The organism is Serratia sp. (in: enterobacteria) (genome assembly GCF_051654945.1).
Classification (GTDB): Bacteria; Pseudomonadota; Gammaproteobacteria; order Enterobacterales; family Enterobacteriaceae; genus Chania.
Genome location: NZ_JBOFZA010000118.1, coordinates 492,156 through 512,459 on the forward strand (window position 1 = coordinate 492,156; position 20,304 = coordinate 512,459).

The window sequence follows — 20,304 nt, forward strand, 5'->3', positions numbered from 1 at the left end:
ATCTGTTAGCGCAAACTGTGCAACCATTCACCCAGTTGCTGTTGGATATAATCCGGCGCCAGCTTCTCTTGCTCCAAACGCGTTCCTGGGTAGCTTTTAGCGATCAACGCCTCAAACAGCGCCAACTCATCCGCCGTCAGGTGTGTTGGAAGCGCCGTCATTGACGAATCCTCATCAACCATCATCTCTGAGTAATGCATTACGGTGGCATGATCCATCATCAAGGCCGTCAGCTGTGGCAACTTGGCGCGGGCATGGCTTAAAAAATGCAGCCCCCATGAATCGATATCCCCCCAATAAGCGACCTGTTTATCGACTAACCAGGGAGCGTCCAGCCAACTGACATTTTTACCGCCGCCAGACACTGCTATCGTATCGGCCAACAAGGGTAAACCCAGCCCTGACTGCACGTTTTCCACCACCAGAATGCGCGTTGCCGGTAACGGCTGCTGGCGCAATTCATCCGCCGTTAACTGAAATAATGCCAAGCCCCCCAACTTGGCCTGTGCGTTTGCGCACAACGGGCGTACCGTCAGCCAACCTTTGTGACTTTCTTTAATATCCAACCACTGCGCCAACCCCCCTTGAGCCACAATCTCCCCATCGTGCAGGCAATCGAGCATATCGCCGATCAAGCGGACATAGTGTTCCAGGAATTTGGTATCGACGCCTTGCAGAGGTAAAGCACGCAAATACTGCCCATTCCCCATGCCAGGCTTAAGCTGTGGAATTAACTGCTGTAACCGCTGAATGTCTATCAAGGGTAATGAGGCTAACAGTTCCAGATAATTAACCAACACCGGATACAGCTTGTTATCGATCGCCAATAATGGCGTCATATTGCGTACCCAGCTATCGCTGCGGGCTTGCGCCTCCTTTCCCAGATAAGCCAGCAAACTGGTGATATCCTCAAGCACCAATGCCACTGGCACCCGCTGGAGCCCCAGCGCGCGATAATTACGTTCTTCCCACTCCAGCCACTGCTGCTGAGGAAATTGCCGCCAGGCGCTGACATAGCGCTGAAAATGCGTCAGATTGGCCAATATCGCCCGGCTGGTCGGGGGTTTTAACGCAATGCGGATGGGAAAGGGGCGCACCCCCAACAGGCGAGCTTTCAAATTCCCTCGGTGTAGCCACTCACGCTTGGTGACCAAGGCATAAACCTGTTCTGGCAGCCGCCCCCAATCATCTGCCATGTTGACCAACCTCGGTCAATTCAATCCCCAGGTTCTGAGCGCGGCGTTGGCGTGCCAAATCTAACCGCCGATCGATTTCCGACCAGGTCACCTCGCAAAGGCGGCTTTCATGATTCTTGGCGTCACGTTCGGCAATCAACAACGAACGGGCAGATTCACGCGCCAGGTTGAGGTTCTTGTAGGGCGTAATGATATTGACGTGAATGTGTAACTCACGGAAGACCTGCAACACGCGCCGGCTTACTGCCTCCGCCGTATTGGAAAAGGCTTCATCCAGAAACACCGTACTGTAGACCGGCCGATCCTGGCCTTCGGGCGTCAACACATAAGCCAGACTGGCGGCCACAATAGTGCCTGCGAAAGACTCTTTCTCTCCCCCTGATTTTCCGCCTGAGGATAACAACACATCGCGCACTTCATGATTGGCCATATCACGCTCCTCAGCAAAGAATGACATTTGATAGCGCGCATCCAGCAGGCGCAGGCTTTCCTGCGTGCCCGAAGACACCGGATTACTGGCTTTCTCCAGGATCCCGACCACCAGCTTTAGCTGCTGATAACGGGACAGATGATCGTCACTGGTGGCCTGAGCGAAGACCTTATCCAACTGGCGAGTAAAATCCTGCACGTGGGGATACAGTTCGGTCTTGGTGCCTAATCTCAAATAGCTCCCCGCGCGGAATTCGGTGCGAGCCAGCACTTTATTGATGATCGCAATGCGCTCCAGAATATCGTCGCGCTCCGCATCAATCCGCTGGCGAATACGCACCAATGACTGAGTCGCATGCTTGTTTAACCGCGCCTTGAACTGCTCCACCAAGGCTGGCAGACCTTCACGTTCCAGCTGTTCAAGATGCTGCAAATACTCCGGTATGCTGTCAATCGCGGCTCCCCAACTGCCTGCGATAATCTCCCACTTGGTGCGGAAGGAGGACATGCTGCCTACCGCTTCCCTGCTCGCACTATTCTTGCGTTCGTTGGCCTTTTCCTGGGCTGTCATCAACCGCTTGCGGTGTGACTCGGCTAAAAATGCCAACTGCGAAGGTTCAGCGTCGGCCAACGTGCCAACCCGTTGCTGTAACAGCAGACGCACCTCATCTTCCATCCCTGGCTCTGCCGCTTTGCTGGCTTTATCCTGCTCACGCTGTGCGTTGTTTCTTTCGTTATCCAGCCCGCCCTGGCTGGCATTCTTGCGGTCTTTTTCTCCTCGCAAGGTGGCTAACCGTTGTTTGGCCTCATCCCAGCGCGCTTTGCTCTGGTGGAGATCGCTACCCGCAGCGACCAATTGCTCAAGCTCTTGCTCAACACGGCTAACCTTGGCTTGCCAGAACGGAACGTCGATATCGTCCCAACGATAGCGGGGCAGCTTTTGCCACAAGGTTTCCCGTTGGTTAACCTCATCCAGAGCGATACGTGCCGACTCCAGCTCTTTTTGCGTTTTGGCCAACTCACCGTGTGACGCCTTGATATCTTGCTCCAACAACGCAATACGCGTCTGGTTGGAAAAACCGAGCTGCCATGCCCGGCGATCGTCAACCTTATGCTGATCCTTTTTCTCAAAACGGCCCTTATCGCGGTGGATCAAGCCTTGCTGAGTCATGGAATAGGCGGTGGTATCCAAGGCTTCTACCGTCTCGACGCAATGCAGATCAAAATGGGCCAGATGGTGTTGCAGCCAGTTGCGGTAAGGGTGTTCACGCCAGGTTAATTTCTTCAGATAGCCATCATGATGGAACGCAGGCTGCGTTGACGCGACGGCCTCCCGCACCACCTGCACCCGAACATGTAGCCCGGTATGGCGCTGATTCAGCCAACGGGTCACCAGACGAAAGTTCGCTTCCGGCACCGCTAGTGTGGTGCGGATCCCCCCCAATGCCCGCTCAATAGCCCCTTGCCAATGCTGCTGATCCGGATCGACATCTACCAGTTCACCGATAAACAGGCAGTGTTCACGTGGCAATGCCAAGGCTGCCACCATTTCATCGCGTAAACGTTGAAAACGCAGATCGATATTAGAATCAGGCCGGGCGCGGATCCCTTCGAGTTCCTGTTCAAGCTGGCGTTGCTGCCCTTGCAAATTGGCCCACTCGGCGCTCAAAGCCCCAAAACCATCCTGGGCATCGCGTTTTTCATCGCTAAGGGTTTGCAGTTTTTCCCGGGCAATCGCCTGATTATGCAAAAAGACCCCTTCACGCAGGCTGGCTTCCAACCCCAACGCTTTCACCTCCTGCTGATACTCGGAAGATTTAACGCTGACGCCTTCCAACTGGCGCTGAGCCTGTGCCAACTCCTTCTTGATGGTTTCGATCCGATCCCCACCGGCGCTGATATAATCCGTGTGGTATTTTTCGACCTGCTCCTGAGTTTCCTGCTCATCGCGATCCAGCTGTCTGATTTCCAGCGCCAGTGCGTCCAGTTGGTTTTGTAACCCTTTGATGCGGGTCTCCCACAGCCGAAAACCGCATTCCCCCATATAAACCGGTAACGCATCAAGCTGGGCCGTCAGCCGTTTGATCTCCGCTTCGCTGTTGTGCAAGCTACGATCTAAATCAGGGAAGCGGATCAAATGATCCCGCTGATTGCGCGCATCGATCAAACGTTCGTGGATCGCCACCAGATCGGCAAACTCATCCACCACCCGGCGAGCATCATCTTTCACACCGCTGGCCTCCAGCACCAGTTCACGGATCAGTTCGGTGAGATCGTCGATTTTCTTTAAACCCAGCGCCCTTGCCAGCAATGCCGGCGCATTTTTATTTTCCATCTGCAGGCAGCGCCGGTAGGTTTCCTGATAATCGCTGAAATTATCGCCGCACGGCGTAATCGCCGGATCTTCTTTCAGCCATTGGTTCAGGCCGCGCACATTGCCGTCACCAAATCGGTCTAACAGCTCTTTTAAGGCGAGATCGCGCCGTGACACCAGATAGAGCCGGCTAATATCCGCCAACGCATTACTGTGTTTGGTCGTCCAGAATAACGCGGCCAATACGATACAAGAGCCGTCGTCGGCACGATATAGCGCTCGTAATCCGGTGAGTACTGGCCCTTCACGCTTGCTTTTAACCCGGGTTTTGGCCCCGTCATGTTCCGAACCGTAGCTGCCGCGCATATAAGACACCAGCGATCGATCGGTGCGATCGCCCTGCGCCGCAGCGATATTAAATGAGGCTTTCCCTGCGGGTAGCAGCAACGCCATCAAGCCATCGATCAGGGTCGATTTACCCGATCCGTTATCACCGGTGACCAACGTGCCCAACGGATCGATCGCTGCCGTATGCAACTGGTGAAAAGAGCCCCAGTTATACACCGACAACTCGGCTAACCTTATTTGCCCGCAGTCCGCCCCTGCCAGCGTCAATTGCTCACTCTTCGCCATCATCTGCTTCCTCTTGGTTGGCCGGAGAGGTTTCCGCGTTGAGGGCCAGTCGCTCATACTCTGCGAGCATCTTTTCCAAAAAGTCCGCATTCACCACATAACGAATGACCGGGGTAATTTCATAGCGCTCACTTTCGCCACGGATCGCCGACACAATATAGCGCTCGGCCATTTTATCTAACGCCGAATTCAGCTTCTTTCTATCCGCTTTGCTGTTATTGGTGAGTGGTAGAAAAGGCGTCAGGTGACTTTCGATGCGCTCGAGGTCGATAATCACTCGCTGCTCGCCTGCGCGTTCCCGCTCCTGATAATGCTTGCGTAACACCAACAGCAACAACGTGTCATACAGAGACAAGGTACGGCGATTAATCAGGGAAATGGTTTCCGTTTCATCGTCTTCCTCAAGGTCTTGTTGCAGGACAAAGGCCACCCCGCCCGGTTCATCCAGTAATAAACGCAGATACATGTTGGCCAGGTGAATACCGATAGCGGCCTGATGGCGACATAGCGTTTCAAACAGCTTGGGCTTTTGCGCAGCCAGAACCACGCCAACGCGCAGCAGGCTAACCAGGGTACGCCGGATTTCAGGCTCTAATGCCACGACATCAGCTTCTGGCACCTCGGGCTCAGCGGTGGTCACTTCTAGTGCCGACAAGTCCAAATCCAATCCACCTTCCGTCGGTTCTTCCACCGGCTTGGAATGGCTTTCCCGCTGTTCTTTGCTCAATTGGCTTAAACGCCGCAGACGATCCAATAAATCGCCGGATGACACCTTTTCTTCGCTCATAGCGCCAGATCCCCCAAATTCTCCGGAAACAGGGTGGCACTCAGCAGATAGCCGGGGATCACCGCATTCAACTGCACGCCTTGCTTATCCGTCACCATAATCGTTTCCTTTTCTTCAAGCTCCGTGGCCTTCACCGCTTTGGCCACGCGCAACCAGGCAACCAATTCTTCCAGCCCCATTTCCAAAGGCTGCTGTTGTGCCAAGGCGGCAAGGGTCATTGGCCCTTCTCGTTGCAAAATATCCAGCAGGCATTGCGCCACGTCGAGCATGCTTACCGTATCCAGATAGTCCAGCATATCGTCACTGGGGCTATGACCGTTGGCCTGTAACTCGGCACCGGAGGTATCCAGCTTCTCTTCGGGAGATTTCAGCAGTAAAGCATCTGGCGAGTAGAAACGAATATGCCCGGAAGGGAGGCGCACCGACGTGCTGGTTTTCATGAGATTCAGATCTTCTTTGAAGCCGATAGCCAAACGCTCCAAACGCCCCAGCAAGCGATCGACCGCTCGTTGTTCTGACAGTGCCCCACTTTCAATATAGGCACGTAAACTCTCTTCGGTTTTACGGCGGATCAGAAACACCCGCTCACTTTCACGGCTCAATTCACGCATCAGTTGCCCGAGAAACTGCTTCTGCTGGTGTGTCAGTGACTCCGCAACGGGAAGATTCAGGATCACCTGCAACTGTTCACGAAATTCCGTCGTGCGGTTTTGATCGCACAGCAGTTGGAAAAAACCTTCGAAGGCACTGCCCGCATCCGTGGCTACCAGTAGCTGTTCTTTTTCCAACACCGCCAACAACACTTCCCCCCGACTCGCCCCCTGTTCAATCATTTGGATGCGAATATCTTTATCCATGGAACGGATTTCGTCTTCGACACGGCGAAAATCCCCCGTCAGCACCGAAGCCAACTGATAGATTTCCCGTAAACGCTCACGTTGTTGAGCAGGCGACAGCTCAACGATCACACCGGCCTTGACCGCATCGATCTCACGCTGAATTTCACGCCTTTTCTGCTCGAGTACCGCCAAACGACGATCGGGATTGGGGGAAATGGAAATGACAAAATCACGTACCGCATCTTGAACGATGCGCAAGTGTGAAGCGGTGGTCGTGGTACTGCGTTGATCCAAAGAGAGGCTAAAACGTAGGGCAGTTTCACAGGCATCGGTTTTGGTCAGTTGGCCATCCAACTCACGTAACCAACCTGCCTGGATCCATTGATTCAGATAGCTGGTCGCCGGGCTTTCCGTGATCCAGATCCCCTGTAGGCGGCACTGTTCTAAAATACTGTCCAATAAAATACGCGCGCGCCCGTAGGGCACTTCATTTTCTTCGCTGAACAGATCGGCGACGAAAGCCAAAATCTGCGGTGCGTTATCCGTACGCAACAACTTCCAGGCACTATTCTCCTGATAGATCCGCCGGAGCCGGGCTTGGGATTCATAGAAACTAATGATAAACCTCCCTTTCTTTATCAGAAATCCTGAGGGATTACATTAAGTTATTTTACCTATGCCAGCTCATTGTTCAATATTTAATCCTACTATTAGCGGGCAAAAGGCCGTATCCCGCCCCCCAATTCCGGTTGAGCGCTGACATACAGCAGCATACCGGCAAACAGCAGGATAAGGCCACCGGCTAACGCCAATGCTCCCCAGGCAACCGCACTCCAGGCTGCCGGTGCTCGTTGACGGCTGATACGGATCGCCAGCTTACGGCTGTAATGCACTAATAGCGCCAGGCCAGAAATCGTCAGCGAGGTGCCCAGCGCCATGGCCAGCGCTGACAACACGCCCCAGGTAAACACGCCGATCACCTTGGAAAACAGCAACACCAGGATCGCCCCGGAGCAAGGCCGTAGCCCCATTGCCAGCACAATCGCCGTTTTGGTGCGCCAGTCATTGCCGGCTTGCAGTTCTTCATCACTCGGCAAATGCCGGTGTCCGCAGCCACAATGCTCGCTATGCACATGTCCGGCAGGCAGAGGCTGCACACTGTTAATGCGCAGCGCAGGCCGAGGCCGCATGGCTTTCACCGCCTGGAACAAACGTTTGATCGCCCGCCAGCTCAGTAAGACGCCAAGCAGGATCACCAGAATAAAGCTGCCCTTCTCCAACCAGAAACTGCTCTGGTGCAGCTGGCGGGAAGAGAGTTGCAACACCACCAGCACCAGCGTGACCAGAGCAATTGCCACCAAACCCTGCACCAATGAGGCAGCAAACGTCAGCTTCAGGCTGCTTTTCAGCCGGGCCGGGTGGGTAGCCAGATAGGTGGCGATCACCACTTTACCGTGGCCCGGCCCAAGAGCGTGCAATACGCCATAGCTCAGGCTGAACAGCATCAGCGCCACGCCCGCCTGCTGAGGTGCGGCTTTAACCTGTTGCAGCAACGCGGCCATCTCCTGATGTAACCCTTTTTGCCACACCACGCTTTGCATCAGCAGTTGCGGCCAGTAGTGCCATACCGTCTGAACCCCCACCACCAGCAGAATAAAGAACAGCAACAGCGGCCACAGGCTGAAGGCCCAATGGCGTTGAGGCTTGCTGCCCTGGCTGAGATTTACTGACATGTTAACGTGACCCGTTGAGCAAACTGTTGTCCTAACGCCATATCTTCGCCGGGCGAGTCATTCTTATCGAGAGACAGCGCATAGGCTTGCAAAGAGGAATCCGGCTTTGGTGTCACCAGGCTGAATTTGCACTGCTTGGCCATCTCTGGTGGCAGATGCAGCGCCTGTTGATCCTGATAGGTCATATCGACAAAATAGGTGGGATCGTAGGTCGAGATCTCAAAGGGGTCCCCCGCTAACGGCTGTGGCTCGGCCAGCGGCAGCACAAACTCCAGCACGGCCTTATGGCCCTGCCGGGATAGATGGTATTCAGTTGGCAGATTGAGGTATTTCACCGGTTTACCCGCGCGATAAATATCGGTGAAATAGTGCTGCCCGAGGACATTGGCCATCACTTCCGCCGCCAGTTTTTTCCAGACCTCTGAATCGCTTTTGGCGTTTTCTGCGTCATACAACAGATCTGCCGAGGTGATTTCATCCATTACCCAAACCATTTTTAAACCGGTCAGCTTCTGATCCTTAGCCACGAAGGTGGTGTTCATATCGATAAAGCTGTGTGGATGAGCCAGTACGCCCATGCTGAACATCATTAATAACCAGGCCATCAGGCCACGCAGTTTCATCATTACAGCATACTTATTTTTGTTATAATGTAACATCAATACAACCTCAACAAGCCTTAACTCGCCAAATAACTGTGATGAGAGTTATAAGCCTAAGCAAAATCAGGGCAACTCCCGCGCCACAGCAAAGCCTTTTGCTATGCTTAAGCCTAATTTAAACATGAACCGCCAGAAGGTGATATGAGCCTGGAGACTTCTTCTGCGCCTGAGTTCTCCGGTCAACAACGGCGCTGTCATTTACTGCTGATGCTGTATGCGCCAGTACCCTCGGTACATCTGGAGACGATCGGCCAAATCAACGGCGTCGACCTGTCCACCACCCGGCAAGATATTGCCGAGGTTGCCAATGAGATCCAGCATTTCCATCATCTGGCAATCGGCGGTAACCCCGACGAAGGCTACCAGATCCAGGGCAGCGCGCTCAATCAACGCTTATGCCTGCTCCATTGGTTGCGAAGAGCTTTGCGTTGTAGCCCTGAGTTTGTCGAACAACATTTCGGACCACAGTATCAACGGGCGATGCAGCTTCAACAACTGCCGGCGTTGGAATTGTGCATCAGCCAGTGTGAACAGTGCCTTAACCGCCGTTTTGAACCGCGTGACCGGCAGTTTTTGCAACACTACCTTTGTTACTGCGCCTGGGCCAGCCAGCGTCAGCAACATCCTCATTTTGATCGACGCCAGCATGAATGGCTGCAAAGCAAGCCAGAACAGCTCGCGGCGCTTGAGTTGCACCAGGCGCTGAATCAGCTGTTTGGTCAGTCCCATGACGGTAGCGAATGCGATTATCTGGTGTTGATGTTTACTCTGCTGAAAAACCACAGCTACCAGAGCAACGACTCTCCAGAAGAGCAACGCCTGATGGCGGCCATTGGGCTGGTGGTGGAGCGCTTCCAACAGATCTCCGGCATGCATTTCAGCAGCCAGGAAGGGTTAATCAGCCAGCTGTTTGCCCATTTGGCCCCAGCCATCGAGCGCTGCCGGTTTGCTATCGGGATCGACAACACGCTGCTGGAAGAGGTAGTCCGCAAATATCCCCGGTTGATGCGCACCACGCAGGAAGCATTGGCGCCGTTTGAACAAGAATATGAGATCCGTCTTTCGCGGGAAGAGGCAGGATTGGTAGCGATCAGCTTTGGTGCCTGGCTGATGCAGGGTAATGCGTTACAGGAAAAACAGATCCTGTTGCTGACTCTGGATAACCCACAACTGGAAGAAGAGGTGGAGTATCAGATCCGCGAGCTGACGCTATTGCCTTTGAATATCAAATACCAGCCGTTGCACGACTACCTGCTGTCTGGCGCACCGCAAGGCGTTACGCTGGTGATCAGCCCCTACGCCACACAGGGCCAGGAGCAGCCACCCACGCTGATTATTACCGAACTGCCCTTGGAGCGTCAGCAGCGCAAAGCGATCCGTGCGCTGCTGGAAAGCCATTAACCGTTACTTGCTCACCGCCACCGCCGGTGGGCGAATAAACAGCGCTGGCACCACCACCGCTACCATCACCCAGAACACCCCGCCCTGATAGTGCTCGAACAGGAAGCCCGCCACCACGGTCATTACGGCAATCCCGCCGCCCATCGCCAAAGCCGAATAGACCGCTTGCAAACGGATCACCTCCGCCCCCTGACGCGCCGCAATAAAGCGCATCGCCGCCAGATGGCAGACCGTGAAGGTACCGCAGTGCAGCACTTGCACCAGTAACAGCCAGCCAATCTCCGTCGTTGTTGCCATCAGGCCCCAACGCAGCAGGCCGCAGACGGCGGAAAGCAGCAGCAGGTTACGCGCATTCCAGCGGCGGAACAGGAAATTGCTGCTGGCAAAGATAACCACCTCAGCAACCACCCCCAAAGACCACAGGTAACCGATAGTCGCCGCAGAGTAACCCGCTTCCTCCCAGTAGATGGACGCAAAGCTGTAATATCCTGCATGCGCCCCTTGCAGCAGCGTCACGCATAGCAGAAAGCGCCAGACTGGTCCTTCGCTTAGCAGTTCGCGCCAGGAGCGGGTAGGCTCATTTTGCGCCCTAGCCTCACCTTGTGGCAGCACGCTCGGTTTCAGCAGCATGCCCACCAGCATCGCCAGTATGCTGATCAGCAGGCTGAACAAAATCGCGTTATGGCCCCAAACGGAGACCAGCTTGCCGGTTAACGCCGAGCCAATCACAAAGGCCAGCGATCCCCACAGCCGCACCCGGCCATAATCGAGGGTGATCTGCCGTTGCCAGGTGGCGGCCAGCGCATCGGTCAGGGGAACCAGTGGAGAGAAGAACAGGTTAAAACCGGCGATCACCAACATCAGCCAGGCCCAGCCGTTGCCGAAACAGAAGCCGACGGCAAACGCCAGGGAGAGCAGCGCCAACAGGCGCAACGCGGTGATTAAATAAGAGGGATCTTTAACGCGTGGAGCAATCAGCAGGCTACCTAGAAAACGCGCGACCAAACCAGCGCCGAGTAACAGACCGATGGTTTCTGGCGGTATTCCTTCGCCTTTTAACCAAACGCTCCAAAACGGGAGATAGATGCCATAGGAAAAGAAGTAAGTGAAATAACTCAGAGCAAGCCAACGCGTTGATTGCAGAACCATGTTCCCTCCAGGATGAGGGCAATACTTTGACAGAGCTCACACCTTGCAGCAATCTTCATTCATACCGAAAGGGCTAGAGTGCAAAGTAGTTCACAGTTTGCTTGCAAACGCCGGTTATAAACTCGGCGTAGTTACGGGTACAGTTTGGCTAATGCCGCTTTAATCTTGTCGAAAGAGGCACGTGATTGAAAAACCCGTTGACGGCTCGCTCCAACACCCGGCATTGGTATTCGACAAAATAGGTCACGTCCTGATTGTCGGTTTCAGTCTTCAGATAGGCTTCCCCGTACTGTATTGGGGCTTCTTTCAATAGCTGAGAAAGAGAAATATACAGGAACGCATCATAGCCATGCTTAAACAGATACCAGTAACATAGCGCACGTGCTACCCGGCCATTTCCATCATGGAAGGGATGCAGATAACCCAGGCCAAAATGCATCATGCACGCTTTAATTACGGGGTGCAGGTAATGTTGAGGTGCCCCCCCTGCTTCATGCCCGTAATTTATCCAGTCGATAAACAGGGCCAACATCCCCGCCAATTCCTTTGCAGCTGGGGGGGTATACACGACATCACCATCGCGCCCAGCAACCCAAACATCATCCGTGGTCCTTATTTGGCCTGGGCGATATCTGGCATCATCAATCCCCAGAGTCGCCTCACGGTGGAACTCCAAAAGCAGGGACATCGACATGGCTTCTGAGCGACTGGCCCAAGCCAACGTCATCAGCCGCCGATTGCCGAGGATCATCTTTTCGCTTTCGGTGCGTGGGGTACGATTCTCGGCCAGCATTTTTTTAGCCGCCGCTCTGATGGTGGACGCCCCCTCCAACTGACTGAGGCAATGCTCTCCTCGTTAATCAGGTCATGCAGATAGTAATCGGGAATGCTAATGCGGTTAATGAGATCGCTTAAGCCTGCTTCGGTGCAGGTTCGATCGATCAGTGAGCTGGTTTTTTGCATGGCGGGCAACAGGGTAAATAACGTCTCCGGCCCTAAAGCTTCCCCCAACGCGGGCACCGTTTTTAGCACCGCATTACGGGCAAGCTTAATCAAAGACCAGTGTGCCTTGGCCTTTTGCTGCTGATTGGTTTTCTTGAGCAGATCATCCCAATGTAGGTAACGTCCCTTATCATCCACCACCGATACCAACCGGCCACATTGTGCTGTGGCGCTTTCACTGAGCTCGCCAAACAGCACCTGCGCACATGGCAAGACGCTGTCGAATAACTCGGCTTGCTGGGGTGGTTTTTTCATTCGCTATGGATTGCTCTTTTTTGGGGCCAAATATAACAGCAATGTAATCCAGCAGCGGTGTACGGTCAATTTTCACTCGGATCTGGTGCGAAGAATAAAGAAAGGCCTCTGATGATCATCAGAGGCCTTTCTTGGAGCAACTGGCGAAGCTAGCTCAAACTAAATGCCAGATTATGCGTACACCGGGAAGCGAGCGCAGATATCCAGCACTTTCTTCTTGGTGCGCTCGATAGTGGCTTCGTCGTTCAGGTTGTCCAGCACGTCACAGATCCAGCCAGCCAGTTCACGCACTTCGGCTTCTTTAAAGCCACGGCGAGTTACTGCTGGGGTACCTAGACGGATGCCTGAAGTGACGAACGGGCTCTTCGGATCGTTCGGCACGCTGTTCTTGTTAACGGTGATATTGGCACGGCCCAATGCGGCATCAGCTTCTTTACCGGTCAGATTCTTGTCGACCAGATCCAGCAGGAACAGGTGGTTATAGGTGCCACCGGAAACCACTTTGTAACCGCGATCCAGGAACACTTTTACCATCGCTTTGGCGTTATCGGCCACTTGCTGCTGGTAGACCTTGAACTCAGGCTCCATCGCTTCTTTCAACGCCACCGCTTTACCGGCGATCACGTGCATCAGCGGGCCACCCTGGCCGCCAGGGAACACGGCTGAGTTCAGTTTCTTATACAGATCTTCATCACCACCTTTGGCCAGGATCAGGCCACCACGCGGACCAGCCAGCGTTTTATGAGTGGTGGTAGTAACCACATGGGCATGAGGAACCGGGTTCGGGTAAACGCCAGCGGCAATCAGGCCAGCCACGTGAGCCATATCCACGAACAGGTAAGCGCCGATGCTGTCGGCGATTTCACGCATTTTTGCCCAATCAACCACACCGGAGAAGGCTGAGAAGCCACCGATGATCATTTTTGGTTTGTGAGTCTGCGCCTGGTTGGCCAGATCGTTATAGTCAATCTGCCCGGATTCGTCGATACCGTAAGGCACCACGTTATACAGTTTGCCGGACAGGTTCACTGGGGAACCGTGCGTCAGGTGACCACCGTGTGCCAGGTTCATCCCCAGGATGGTGTCGCCCGGTTGCAGCAGTGCAGTGTAAACGGCAAAGTTCGCCTGGGAGCCGGAGTGCGGCTGCACGTTGGCATAATCGGCACCGAACAGCGCTTTGGCACGATCGATCGCCAATTGCTCAACGATATCAACGTATTCGCAACCGCCGTAATAACGCTTGCCCGGATAGCCTTCTGCGTATTTGTTGGTCAGTTGTGAACCCTGGGCCTGCATCACGCGCGGGCTGGTGTAGTTCTCAGACGCAATCAGCTCAATGTGCTCTTCCTGACGCACTACTTCCTGCTCCATTGCGTGCCACAGTTCGGCATCATAATCAGCAATGTTCATTTCACGCTTTAACATCCGGCATCTCCTGACTGAAATCAGCTAGCGTTCCCCTATGAATTTCATGCTACAGCTAGGCGACAAGCTATCTCATCCCCCAGGAGCTTACTTTTAGGTAAGTGACTGGGTGAGATAGTGCAGGTAACAACGCTGCAGCTTGAAAGACGACGGGGATAAATTACCCTGTTGGGCTCTGGGCAACAGTGTAAACCGTTTCGCCCTGTTGAAGATAGGTCTTGACAGAGGTTTTTACGCAAACGATTGGCATCAGACTGCGCAAGGCTTTGCTCCCTTAAAAGTCTGATTCTGGCAACGGACTTTTACTCATGGTGATAATGCGCTTTTTTCATGTTCTGTGAGGATGATCGACAGTGTCACCGTAGCTATCCACGACACCAGGCTGGCTCCCTCGCCCTAAGGGAGGGCTGGGGCGGGGAATAAGGTAATCTTGGCTGACAGGCTATGACGCAACAACCACAGGGATATTTACAAGCTCAGGAGAATTTAATAAGATGCATTTAAAATACATCTATTAGATAACCATAAAAACATCCCCAAGGAGCTTCACCATGCTGGATAGTCAAACCATCGCCACCGTCAAATCTACCATCCCTCTGCTGGCGGAAACCGGTCCTAAACTGACCGCCCACTTCTACGATCGCATGTTTGCTCATAATCCTGAATTAAAAGATATTTTCAATATGAGCAACCAGCGTAACGGCGATCAGCGCCAGGCGTTGTTTGATGCTATCTGCGCCTACGCCAGCAATCTGGAAAACCTGGCCGCCCTGCTGCCCGCGGTAGAACGCATTGCCCAGAAACATGCCAGCTTCAATATCCAGCCCGATCAATATCAGATTGTCGGCCACCATCTGTTAGCCACGCTGGACGAACTGTTCAGCCCTGGCCAGGAAGTGCTCGACGCCTGGGGGAAAGCCTACGGCGTGCTGGCCAACGTATTTATTCAGCGTGAAGGCCAGATTTACCAGGAAACCGAACAGAACACCGGTGGCTGGCGTGATTTGCGCGCCTTCCGCATCGTGAAAAAACAGCCGCAGAGTGAGGTGATTACCAGCTTTGTATTGGCACCTGTGGACGGTGGCCGCGTGGCCGATTACCAGCCGGGGCAATATCTGGCGGTGTATATTAACGATGACAGCCTGCAACATCAGGAGATCCGTCAGTATTCCCTCACCACGGCATCGAACGGGGAACATTACCGGATCGCGGTAAAACGTGAGGAGCAAGGAGCCGTTTCCAACTTCCTGCATCAGCAGGCCAAAGAGGGCGATATCATCCATCTGGCTGCCCCGCACGGTGATTTCTTCCTGCAAGTAGAACCCACTACGCCAGTAGCGCTAATTTCGGCAGGTGTCGGCCAGACCCCGATGTTGGGGATGCTTAACACTCTGCATGACAAGCAACATCCGGCGAACATTCACTGGCTGCATGCCGCAGAGAACGGTGCCGTACATGCCTTTGCTGACGAAGTGGCGGGGATTGCCGAGCGTATGCCCAATCTGAGTCGCCATGTCTGGTACCGCGAACCGAATGCCGCAGATGTGCAAGGCCGCGATTATCACAGCCAGGGTTTGATGGATTTGAGCCCGTTGCATAGCGAGTTGACTAATCCGCTGACGCATTACTACTTCTGTGGCCCGGTGCCATTTATGCAGCACGTGGGCAAGCAATTGCTGGAGATGGGGGTGGAAGCCGAACGTATCCACTACGAATGCTTCGGCCCGCATAAAGTGCTGTAAGGTTCAGGGCGTGATTTTAACTACGCCCTCAGATTGTTGATGTTGTTGGACGGGCGCTGCATGCGGCGCCCCAGGTGAGAAACCAGGTGAAACTTTGCTAGCAATCCAGGTCTTAGTTGCCCTGTAATGCTCGTGCAGTTTTCACCTGCTCCGCCGTTACCGGCGCAGCCTGATTCCCCCAACTGCCGCGCAGATAGCTCATCAGGTCGGCAGCCTTCTGGTCACTAAGCACCCAGCCATAACCCGGCATGACAATGGCCGGTGCATGTTGGGTTACTGGCGTATGAGCCCCTTCCAGCACCACGCGCAAAGCGGTCAGCGGATTATCCGCCGTCACCGCAAGGTTGCCTGCCAGAGCAGGAATGACGTTGTCGCTCCCTTCGCCTCTATTACCATGGCAAGTTGAACAATACATCGCATAGGTTTGCCCGCCAGAAGCCATAGCCGCGCTCGGTACCGCCGGAGTTGCTGCCGGTTTCGGCGCTGAACCCCCCAGGCTGTGCACATACTGCGCGATAGCCTGGAGATCGTCATCGCTGAGGTATTGTGTACTGTGCGCCACGACGTCGCTCATCGGCCCAGCCACTGCCGCGTGCTGACTACGTCCACTTTTCAGCAACGCAACCACGTCTTCCGGCTTCAATCCGCGCAGGCCCGGTGCATACCAGCCATCCAACTCTGCGCCACTCAGGAATTCCGGTGCCTGGTTATCCAACCCTTTTTCCTGCATTGCCCAACCACGCGGAGTATGACAACTGCCACAGTGACCTAGCCCCTGCACCAGATAAGCGCCGCGATTCCACTGAGCGCTTTGCCCACTGTCAGCCTGATAGGATTGATCGTCATGGAACAACGTATTCCAGACCGCCAGCGGCCAACGCATGGACAATGGCCAACTGATATCGCTTTCCCGGTTGGCCGTATCCTGCGCCAGCACTTCGTGCATCAGATAGTCATACAGCGCGCGCATATCCTGCTCGCTCATTTTGGCGTAGGAGGTATAAGGCATGGCGGGGTACAAACGATGCCCGTCTTTGGCCACGCCCTGACGCATGGCACGATCGAACTCGGCAAAGCTGTAGCTACCAATGCCGTGCTGCTTGTCCGGCGTGATATTGGTAGCATAGATATCCCCGACCGGCGTTGGGAACTTCATCCCACCCGCCAGTTCCTTGCCACCCGGAGCCGTATGGCAGGCCGTACAATCACCGGCTTTAGCCACGTATTCGCCGGCGGACATCGCGTGAGCCGAGCCACCAGCCAGCAACAGCATCAGATACAACGGACGTAAAGTCATACCCCCTCCTTGGCTGCAACCTTGCCGTAGGCCAGCTCATTGACCGCCCTCCAAGCCTGATCGATCGCCGAGTTGGCATACGGGCTCCAGTCGGAGTCGGAATTGGCGATCGCGATCTTGCCGATCGGCTGTCGCGCCGTTTCGATGATCTTTTGGGCTTCATCTTCGTCATCGAACATACCGTTGAGGAAGTAGGAATAGCCGTGTGACCAACGGTTAACGGTGATCGCCTGAATATCCCGCTGATGGTCAAATCCGGCAGCGCCTAACATGCCCTGCAATTGTTCACGGATCATCTGCTCATGCACCTCAAACGGGGTGCCCAGTAACAAGGCTCGCCCTTTGCGCGACTGTTCACGTGGGCTAAGGCCGCTGCCGGGCAATGTCGGCACATACACCATATGCAGCCCGATAGGTTGATTAGGATCGCGTGGATGCTGGTAGCCGCCCATGCTCACCGGGTAGTCCAGTTTCACCCGGCTGTAAGGGGCAGTCGGGGCATAGACTTCGTGTACCCCCAGCTTGATAAACGGCTGCCAGTTGCGGATCACCACTTTGCTGTAGACCAGCGGCGATTTCACGTTCTGCTTCAGCGCCTCCTGCTGCTCGTGGGCCATTTCCGGGATCAGGTAAGGGATCATCATGTTGTAACCGGCCATCACAACCTGACCCGCGCGAACCTTGACCATCTTCTCGCCATGGAGATAAGCCACCTCGGCTTTATCGCCCACGTTGGCCACGTGCATGCCGGTGCTGTTCAAGCGTAACTTCACCGGCGACTCAGGGCGATCCAACTGGCTGTAATCGAACTTGGCCAGGATCACGTCGTTCATATCTTTGCCGCCCGGAGCCACCGCCGGGATCAGATGGCGTACCATCAGGCGCGCCAGCGTGGCGTTGCCATCCGGGAAGTGGAACACATAGGGATCGTCGAGATCGGCCTGCGATTCTTCATCCAACGGTGGCAGGTTCATCCCATTCAGCCCTGGCAGATCGCAGATGCGGGCATCACTGCATGACGTCGCATCAATGCCGACGGCCTGAAAATCGTTGGTGGTTTGCTGGAAATAGCGGATCGCCATTTCGCTCAGCCCCACTTTCTCACGCAGGAATTCGCTATAGCTGTGCTTGTCCAACCAGGCTATCTTCTCTTCCTGGCTCAGGCCCGGCAGATAGTCTTTATCGACCACGTGCAGCGCAATCAAGGCCTGACGATCGGCCTGTGGCAACGGGAAGCCATTGATGAAAGCTTCATAGGAGCGGCCATTCAGACGGTCACGCGGAATGTCATCCGCCACCACCCGGCCCGGATCGCCACTGACCACTTTATCAACGCCAAAATTCTTGCGATCGAAGTAAACGCCACGGCTGAGATTCAGATCCGGGTAGAAGGTGGTGTCAAAGGCCTGTTCCATACCGTCGAGGCTGACGCCCAGATTTTTCAACAGCCCCATGGCAATCGGGCTGAAGTTGGAACGCGGCGACTGTAACGATTCGCTGCCCCCGTAGCCGAGGAGTGTGCCGTTCTCGCTGCTGAATTCGTTACGCTTGGCGTGGCCGCCAAAGTCATCATGGTTATCAATCAGCAAAATACGCTGCTGTTTGCCCTTCATCTGCTGCCAGAAACAGGCCGCCGCCAGGCCGCTGATCCCGGCACCGACGACCACCAGATCGAATTCTTCCTCGACCGGTACACTGCCAAAATCAAAAGCTTTACCATCACGACCCAGTTGGTGGGCGTGTTCGAATGAGCCTGGATGATTACCGCGCAGGCCAGTTAACGCAGGCGGGTAATATTGGGTTTGATGAGCGGCTAGCGGCGATGCACGCAGGATCTGCATCGGCGTAAGCCCGGCGGCGATGGTGATCGCCACTCCATTAAGAAAATCGCGACGGGTGATGGCCATAAAAGCTTCCTTCATTTTTTATTATTAATCAGGCCAGCCGAAGCCAGCCTGAAAGCCGCGTTATTGTGCGTATAAATCCTGTCAGATCAAGCAGATTAGTGTTTGAACATCACGTGGCGAATGGTGGTGTAATCCTCCAGCCCGTACATCGACATGTCTTTGCCGTAACCCGACAGTTTCTGCCCGCCGTGCGGCATTTCGCTGACCAGCATGAAGTGCGTATTCACCCAGGTACAACCGTACTGCAAACGTGCGCTCAGACGATGGGCACGGCCGACATCACGCGTCCACAGTGAGGAAGCCAGACCGTAATTGGAGGCGTTGGCCCAGGCCAGCACCTGCGCTTCGTCATCGAATTCCGTCACCGTCACGACCGGGCCAAACACTTCACGTTGCACGATCTCGTCTTCCTGCCGTGCGCCTGCCAGCAGCGTTGGCTGGAAATAGAACCCAGGGCCAGGGACTTTTTCGCCCCCGGTGACCACCTGGATATGAGGCAGCGCTTTGGCACGATCGACAAAACCGATCACCCGCTCCAGATGCTGCGCCGTAATCAACGGCCCCAGTTCGGTGCTGCTATCTTCCGGCGGGCCGATTTTCAAACTGGCTACCGCTTCGCCCAGCGCTTTCACCAACTGCGAGTAAACGCCTTTTTGTGCGTAGATCCGGCAAGCCGCGGTGCAGTCTTGCCCGGCATTGTAAAAACCGAAGGTGCGAATACCATCAACTACCTGCTGGATATCGGCATCATCGAAGACGATCACCGGCGCTTTGCCACCTAACTCCATGTGGGTGCGTTTAATGCTTGGTGCTGTATGGGCAATGATATGTTCACCGGTTGCGATGGACCCGGTAAGCGACACCATGCGGACCTTGTCATGGCCGGTCAGCACATCGCCCACGCTGGCACCACGGCCAAACAGCACGTTGAGCACGCCCGGCGGGAACACACCGGCGGCCAGTTCGGCCAGCTTGAAAGTGGTCAGCGGCGTCTGTTCAGAGGGTTTGATCACCACACAGTTGCCCGCGGCCAACGCCGGGGCCAACTTCCAGGCAGCCATCATCAACGGGTAGTTCCAGGGAGCAATCGAAACCACCACGCCCAGCGGATCGCGGCGGATCATCGAGGTGTGCCCCGCCAGATACTCACCGGCAGCCATGCCACTCAGGCAACGGCTGGCACCAGCAAAGAAGCGGAATACATCGGCTACCGCAGGGAGTTCGTCATTCAACGCGCAGTGATAGGGTTTGCCGCAGTTGAGGGATTCCAGTTTGGCGAAGGTTTCCGCGTGTTGATCAATCACATCGGCCAGCGCCAGTAAATGTTCGGCACGCTCTTTCGGGGTAGTTTGACCCCACTGTTCAAACGCCGCATCGGCGGCCTGCACGGCCTCTTCAACCTGCTGTGCGCTGGCCTCGGCCACCTGCACAATCACTTCTCCCGTCGCCGGGTTGTAGACCGGCAACTTTTCGCCCTGGCCGGTAACCAGTTGACCATTAATCAGCAGTTGGCTTTGCATAGGGTTATCCTTT

At 54.8% G+C, this 20,304-nt stretch carries 15 protein-coding genes; 2 read left to right on the top strand and 13 right to left on the bottom strand.

Translation table 11 applies throughout. The annotated features are described in order from the left end of the window. Positions 1-5: 5 nt before the first annotated feature. From ACRDCA_RS27640 to ACRDCA_RS27665, 6 genes are all read right to left on the bottom strand, one after another. Entirely contained in the window at positions 6-1,196 is a 1,191-nt protein-coding gene (locus ACRDCA_RS27640; protein ID WP_438692356.1) for a DUF3322 domain-containing protein, read from the bottom strand. Further along, positions 1,186-4,575, bottom strand: coding sequence for an ATP-binding protein (locus tag ACRDCA_RS27645; protein ID WP_438692357.1), 3,390 nt, complete (start codon positions 4,573-4,575; stop codon positions 1,186-1,188). The genes ACRDCA_RS27640 and ACRDCA_RS27645 overlap by 11 nt, the downstream gene beginning before the upstream one ends. Next, a complete protein-coding gene (locus tag ACRDCA_RS27650) occupies positions 4,559-5,359 on the bottom strand; it encodes a DUF4194 domain-containing protein (RefSeq protein ID WP_438692358.1) in 801 nt (266 codons plus the stop codon). Before ACRDCA_RS27650 ends, ACRDCA_RS27645 begins: the two co-directional genes overlap by 17 nt. Then, the gene (locus ACRDCA_RS27655) at positions 5,356-6,840 is read right to left on the bottom strand and encodes a DUF3375 domain-containing protein (protein WP_438692519.1); all 1,485 of its coding nucleotides are present in this window, start codon (positions 6,838-6,840) and stop codon (positions 5,356-5,358) included. The genes ACRDCA_RS27650 and ACRDCA_RS27655 overlap by 4 nt, the downstream gene beginning before the upstream one ends. 68 nt (positions 6,841-6,908) lie before the next feature. Then, entirely contained in the window at positions 6,909-7,931 is a 1,023-nt protein-coding gene (locus tag ACRDCA_RS27660; RefSeq protein WP_438692359.1) for a nickel/cobalt transporter, read from the bottom strand. After that, on the bottom strand, positions 7,922-8,590 hold the full coding sequence (locus ACRDCA_RS27665) for a DUF1007 family protein (protein WP_438692360.1): 669 nt from the start codon (positions 8,588-8,590) through the stop codon (positions 7,922-7,924). The genes ACRDCA_RS27660 and ACRDCA_RS27665 overlap by 10 nt, the downstream gene beginning before the upstream one ends. 144 nt (positions 8,591-8,734) lie before the next feature. Between ACRDCA_RS27665 and csiE the strand changes: the two genes are divergently transcribed. Beyond that, positions 8,735-9,994, top strand: a complete 1,260-nt coding sequence (gene csiE / locus ACRDCA_RS27670; RefSeq protein WP_438692361.1) for a stationary phase inducible protein CsiE — start codon at positions 8,735-8,737, stop codon at positions 9,992-9,994. 3 nt (positions 9,995-9,997) lie between these two features. Here csiE and ACRDCA_RS27675 read toward each other — a convergent pair whose 3' ends face one another. The 4 genes from ACRDCA_RS27675 to glyA all read right to left on the bottom strand — a co-directional run bounded on the left by ACRDCA_RS27675 (position 9,998) and on the right by glyA (position 13,825). Next, positions 9,998-11,143: a 3-phenylpropionate MFS transporter gene (locus ACRDCA_RS27675; RefSeq protein ID WP_438692362.1), complete on the bottom strand. Its 1,146-nt coding sequence runs from the start codon at positions 11,141-11,143 to the stop codon at positions 9,998-10,000. Between the two features lie 148 nt (positions 11,144-11,291). Then, a complete protein-coding gene (locus ACRDCA_RS27680; protein ID WP_438692363.1) occupies positions 11,292-11,936 on the bottom strand; it encodes a Fic family protein in 645 nt (214 codons plus the stop codon). After that, a complete protein-coding gene (locus ACRDCA_RS27685) occupies positions 11,891-12,400 on the bottom strand; it encodes a hypothetical protein (RefSeq protein ID WP_438692364.1) in 510 nt (169 codons plus the stop codon). Before ACRDCA_RS27685 ends, ACRDCA_RS27680 begins: the two co-directional genes overlap by 46 nt. Before the next feature lie 171 nt (positions 12,401-12,571). Beyond that, entirely contained in the window at positions 12,572-13,825 is a 1,254-nt protein-coding gene (gene glyA / locus ACRDCA_RS27690; RefSeq protein WP_438692365.1) for a serine hydroxymethyltransferase, read from the bottom strand. Positions 13,826-14,376: 551 nt separating this feature from the next. Here glyA and hmpA point away from each other — a divergent pair. Beyond that, entirely contained in the window at positions 14,377-15,567 is a 1,191-nt protein-coding gene (gene hmpA / locus ACRDCA_RS27695) for an NO-inducible flavohemoprotein (RefSeq protein WP_438692366.1), read from the top strand. A gap of 112 nt (positions 15,568-15,679) precedes the next feature. Here hmpA and ACRDCA_RS27700 read toward each other — a convergent pair whose 3' ends face one another. The 3 genes from ACRDCA_RS27700 to patD all read right to left on the bottom strand — a co-directional run bounded on the left by ACRDCA_RS27700 (position 15,680) and on the right by patD (position 20,291). Next, complete coding sequence (locus ACRDCA_RS27700) at positions 15,680-16,864, bottom strand: c-type cytochrome (protein ID WP_438692367.1); 1,185 nt, start codon at positions 16,862-16,864, stop codon at positions 15,680-15,682. Then, positions 16,861-18,771 carry an NAD(P)-binding protein gene (locus tag ACRDCA_RS27705; RefSeq protein WP_438692368.1) on the bottom strand — a complete coding sequence of 637 codons (1,911 nt, stop codon included), beginning with the start codon at positions 18,769-18,771 and terminating at the stop codon, positions 16,861-16,863. Before ACRDCA_RS27705 ends, ACRDCA_RS27700 begins: the two co-directional genes overlap by 4 nt. A 95-nt stretch (positions 18,772-18,866) precedes the next feature. Beyond that, positions 18,867-20,291 (bottom strand): aminobutyraldehyde dehydrogenase, encoded by a 1,425-nt coding sequence (gene patD, locus ACRDCA_RS27710; protein ID WP_438692369.1) that lies wholly within the window; start codon positions 20,289-20,291, stop codon positions 18,867-18,869. Positions 20,292-20,304 lie beyond the last annotated feature (13 nt).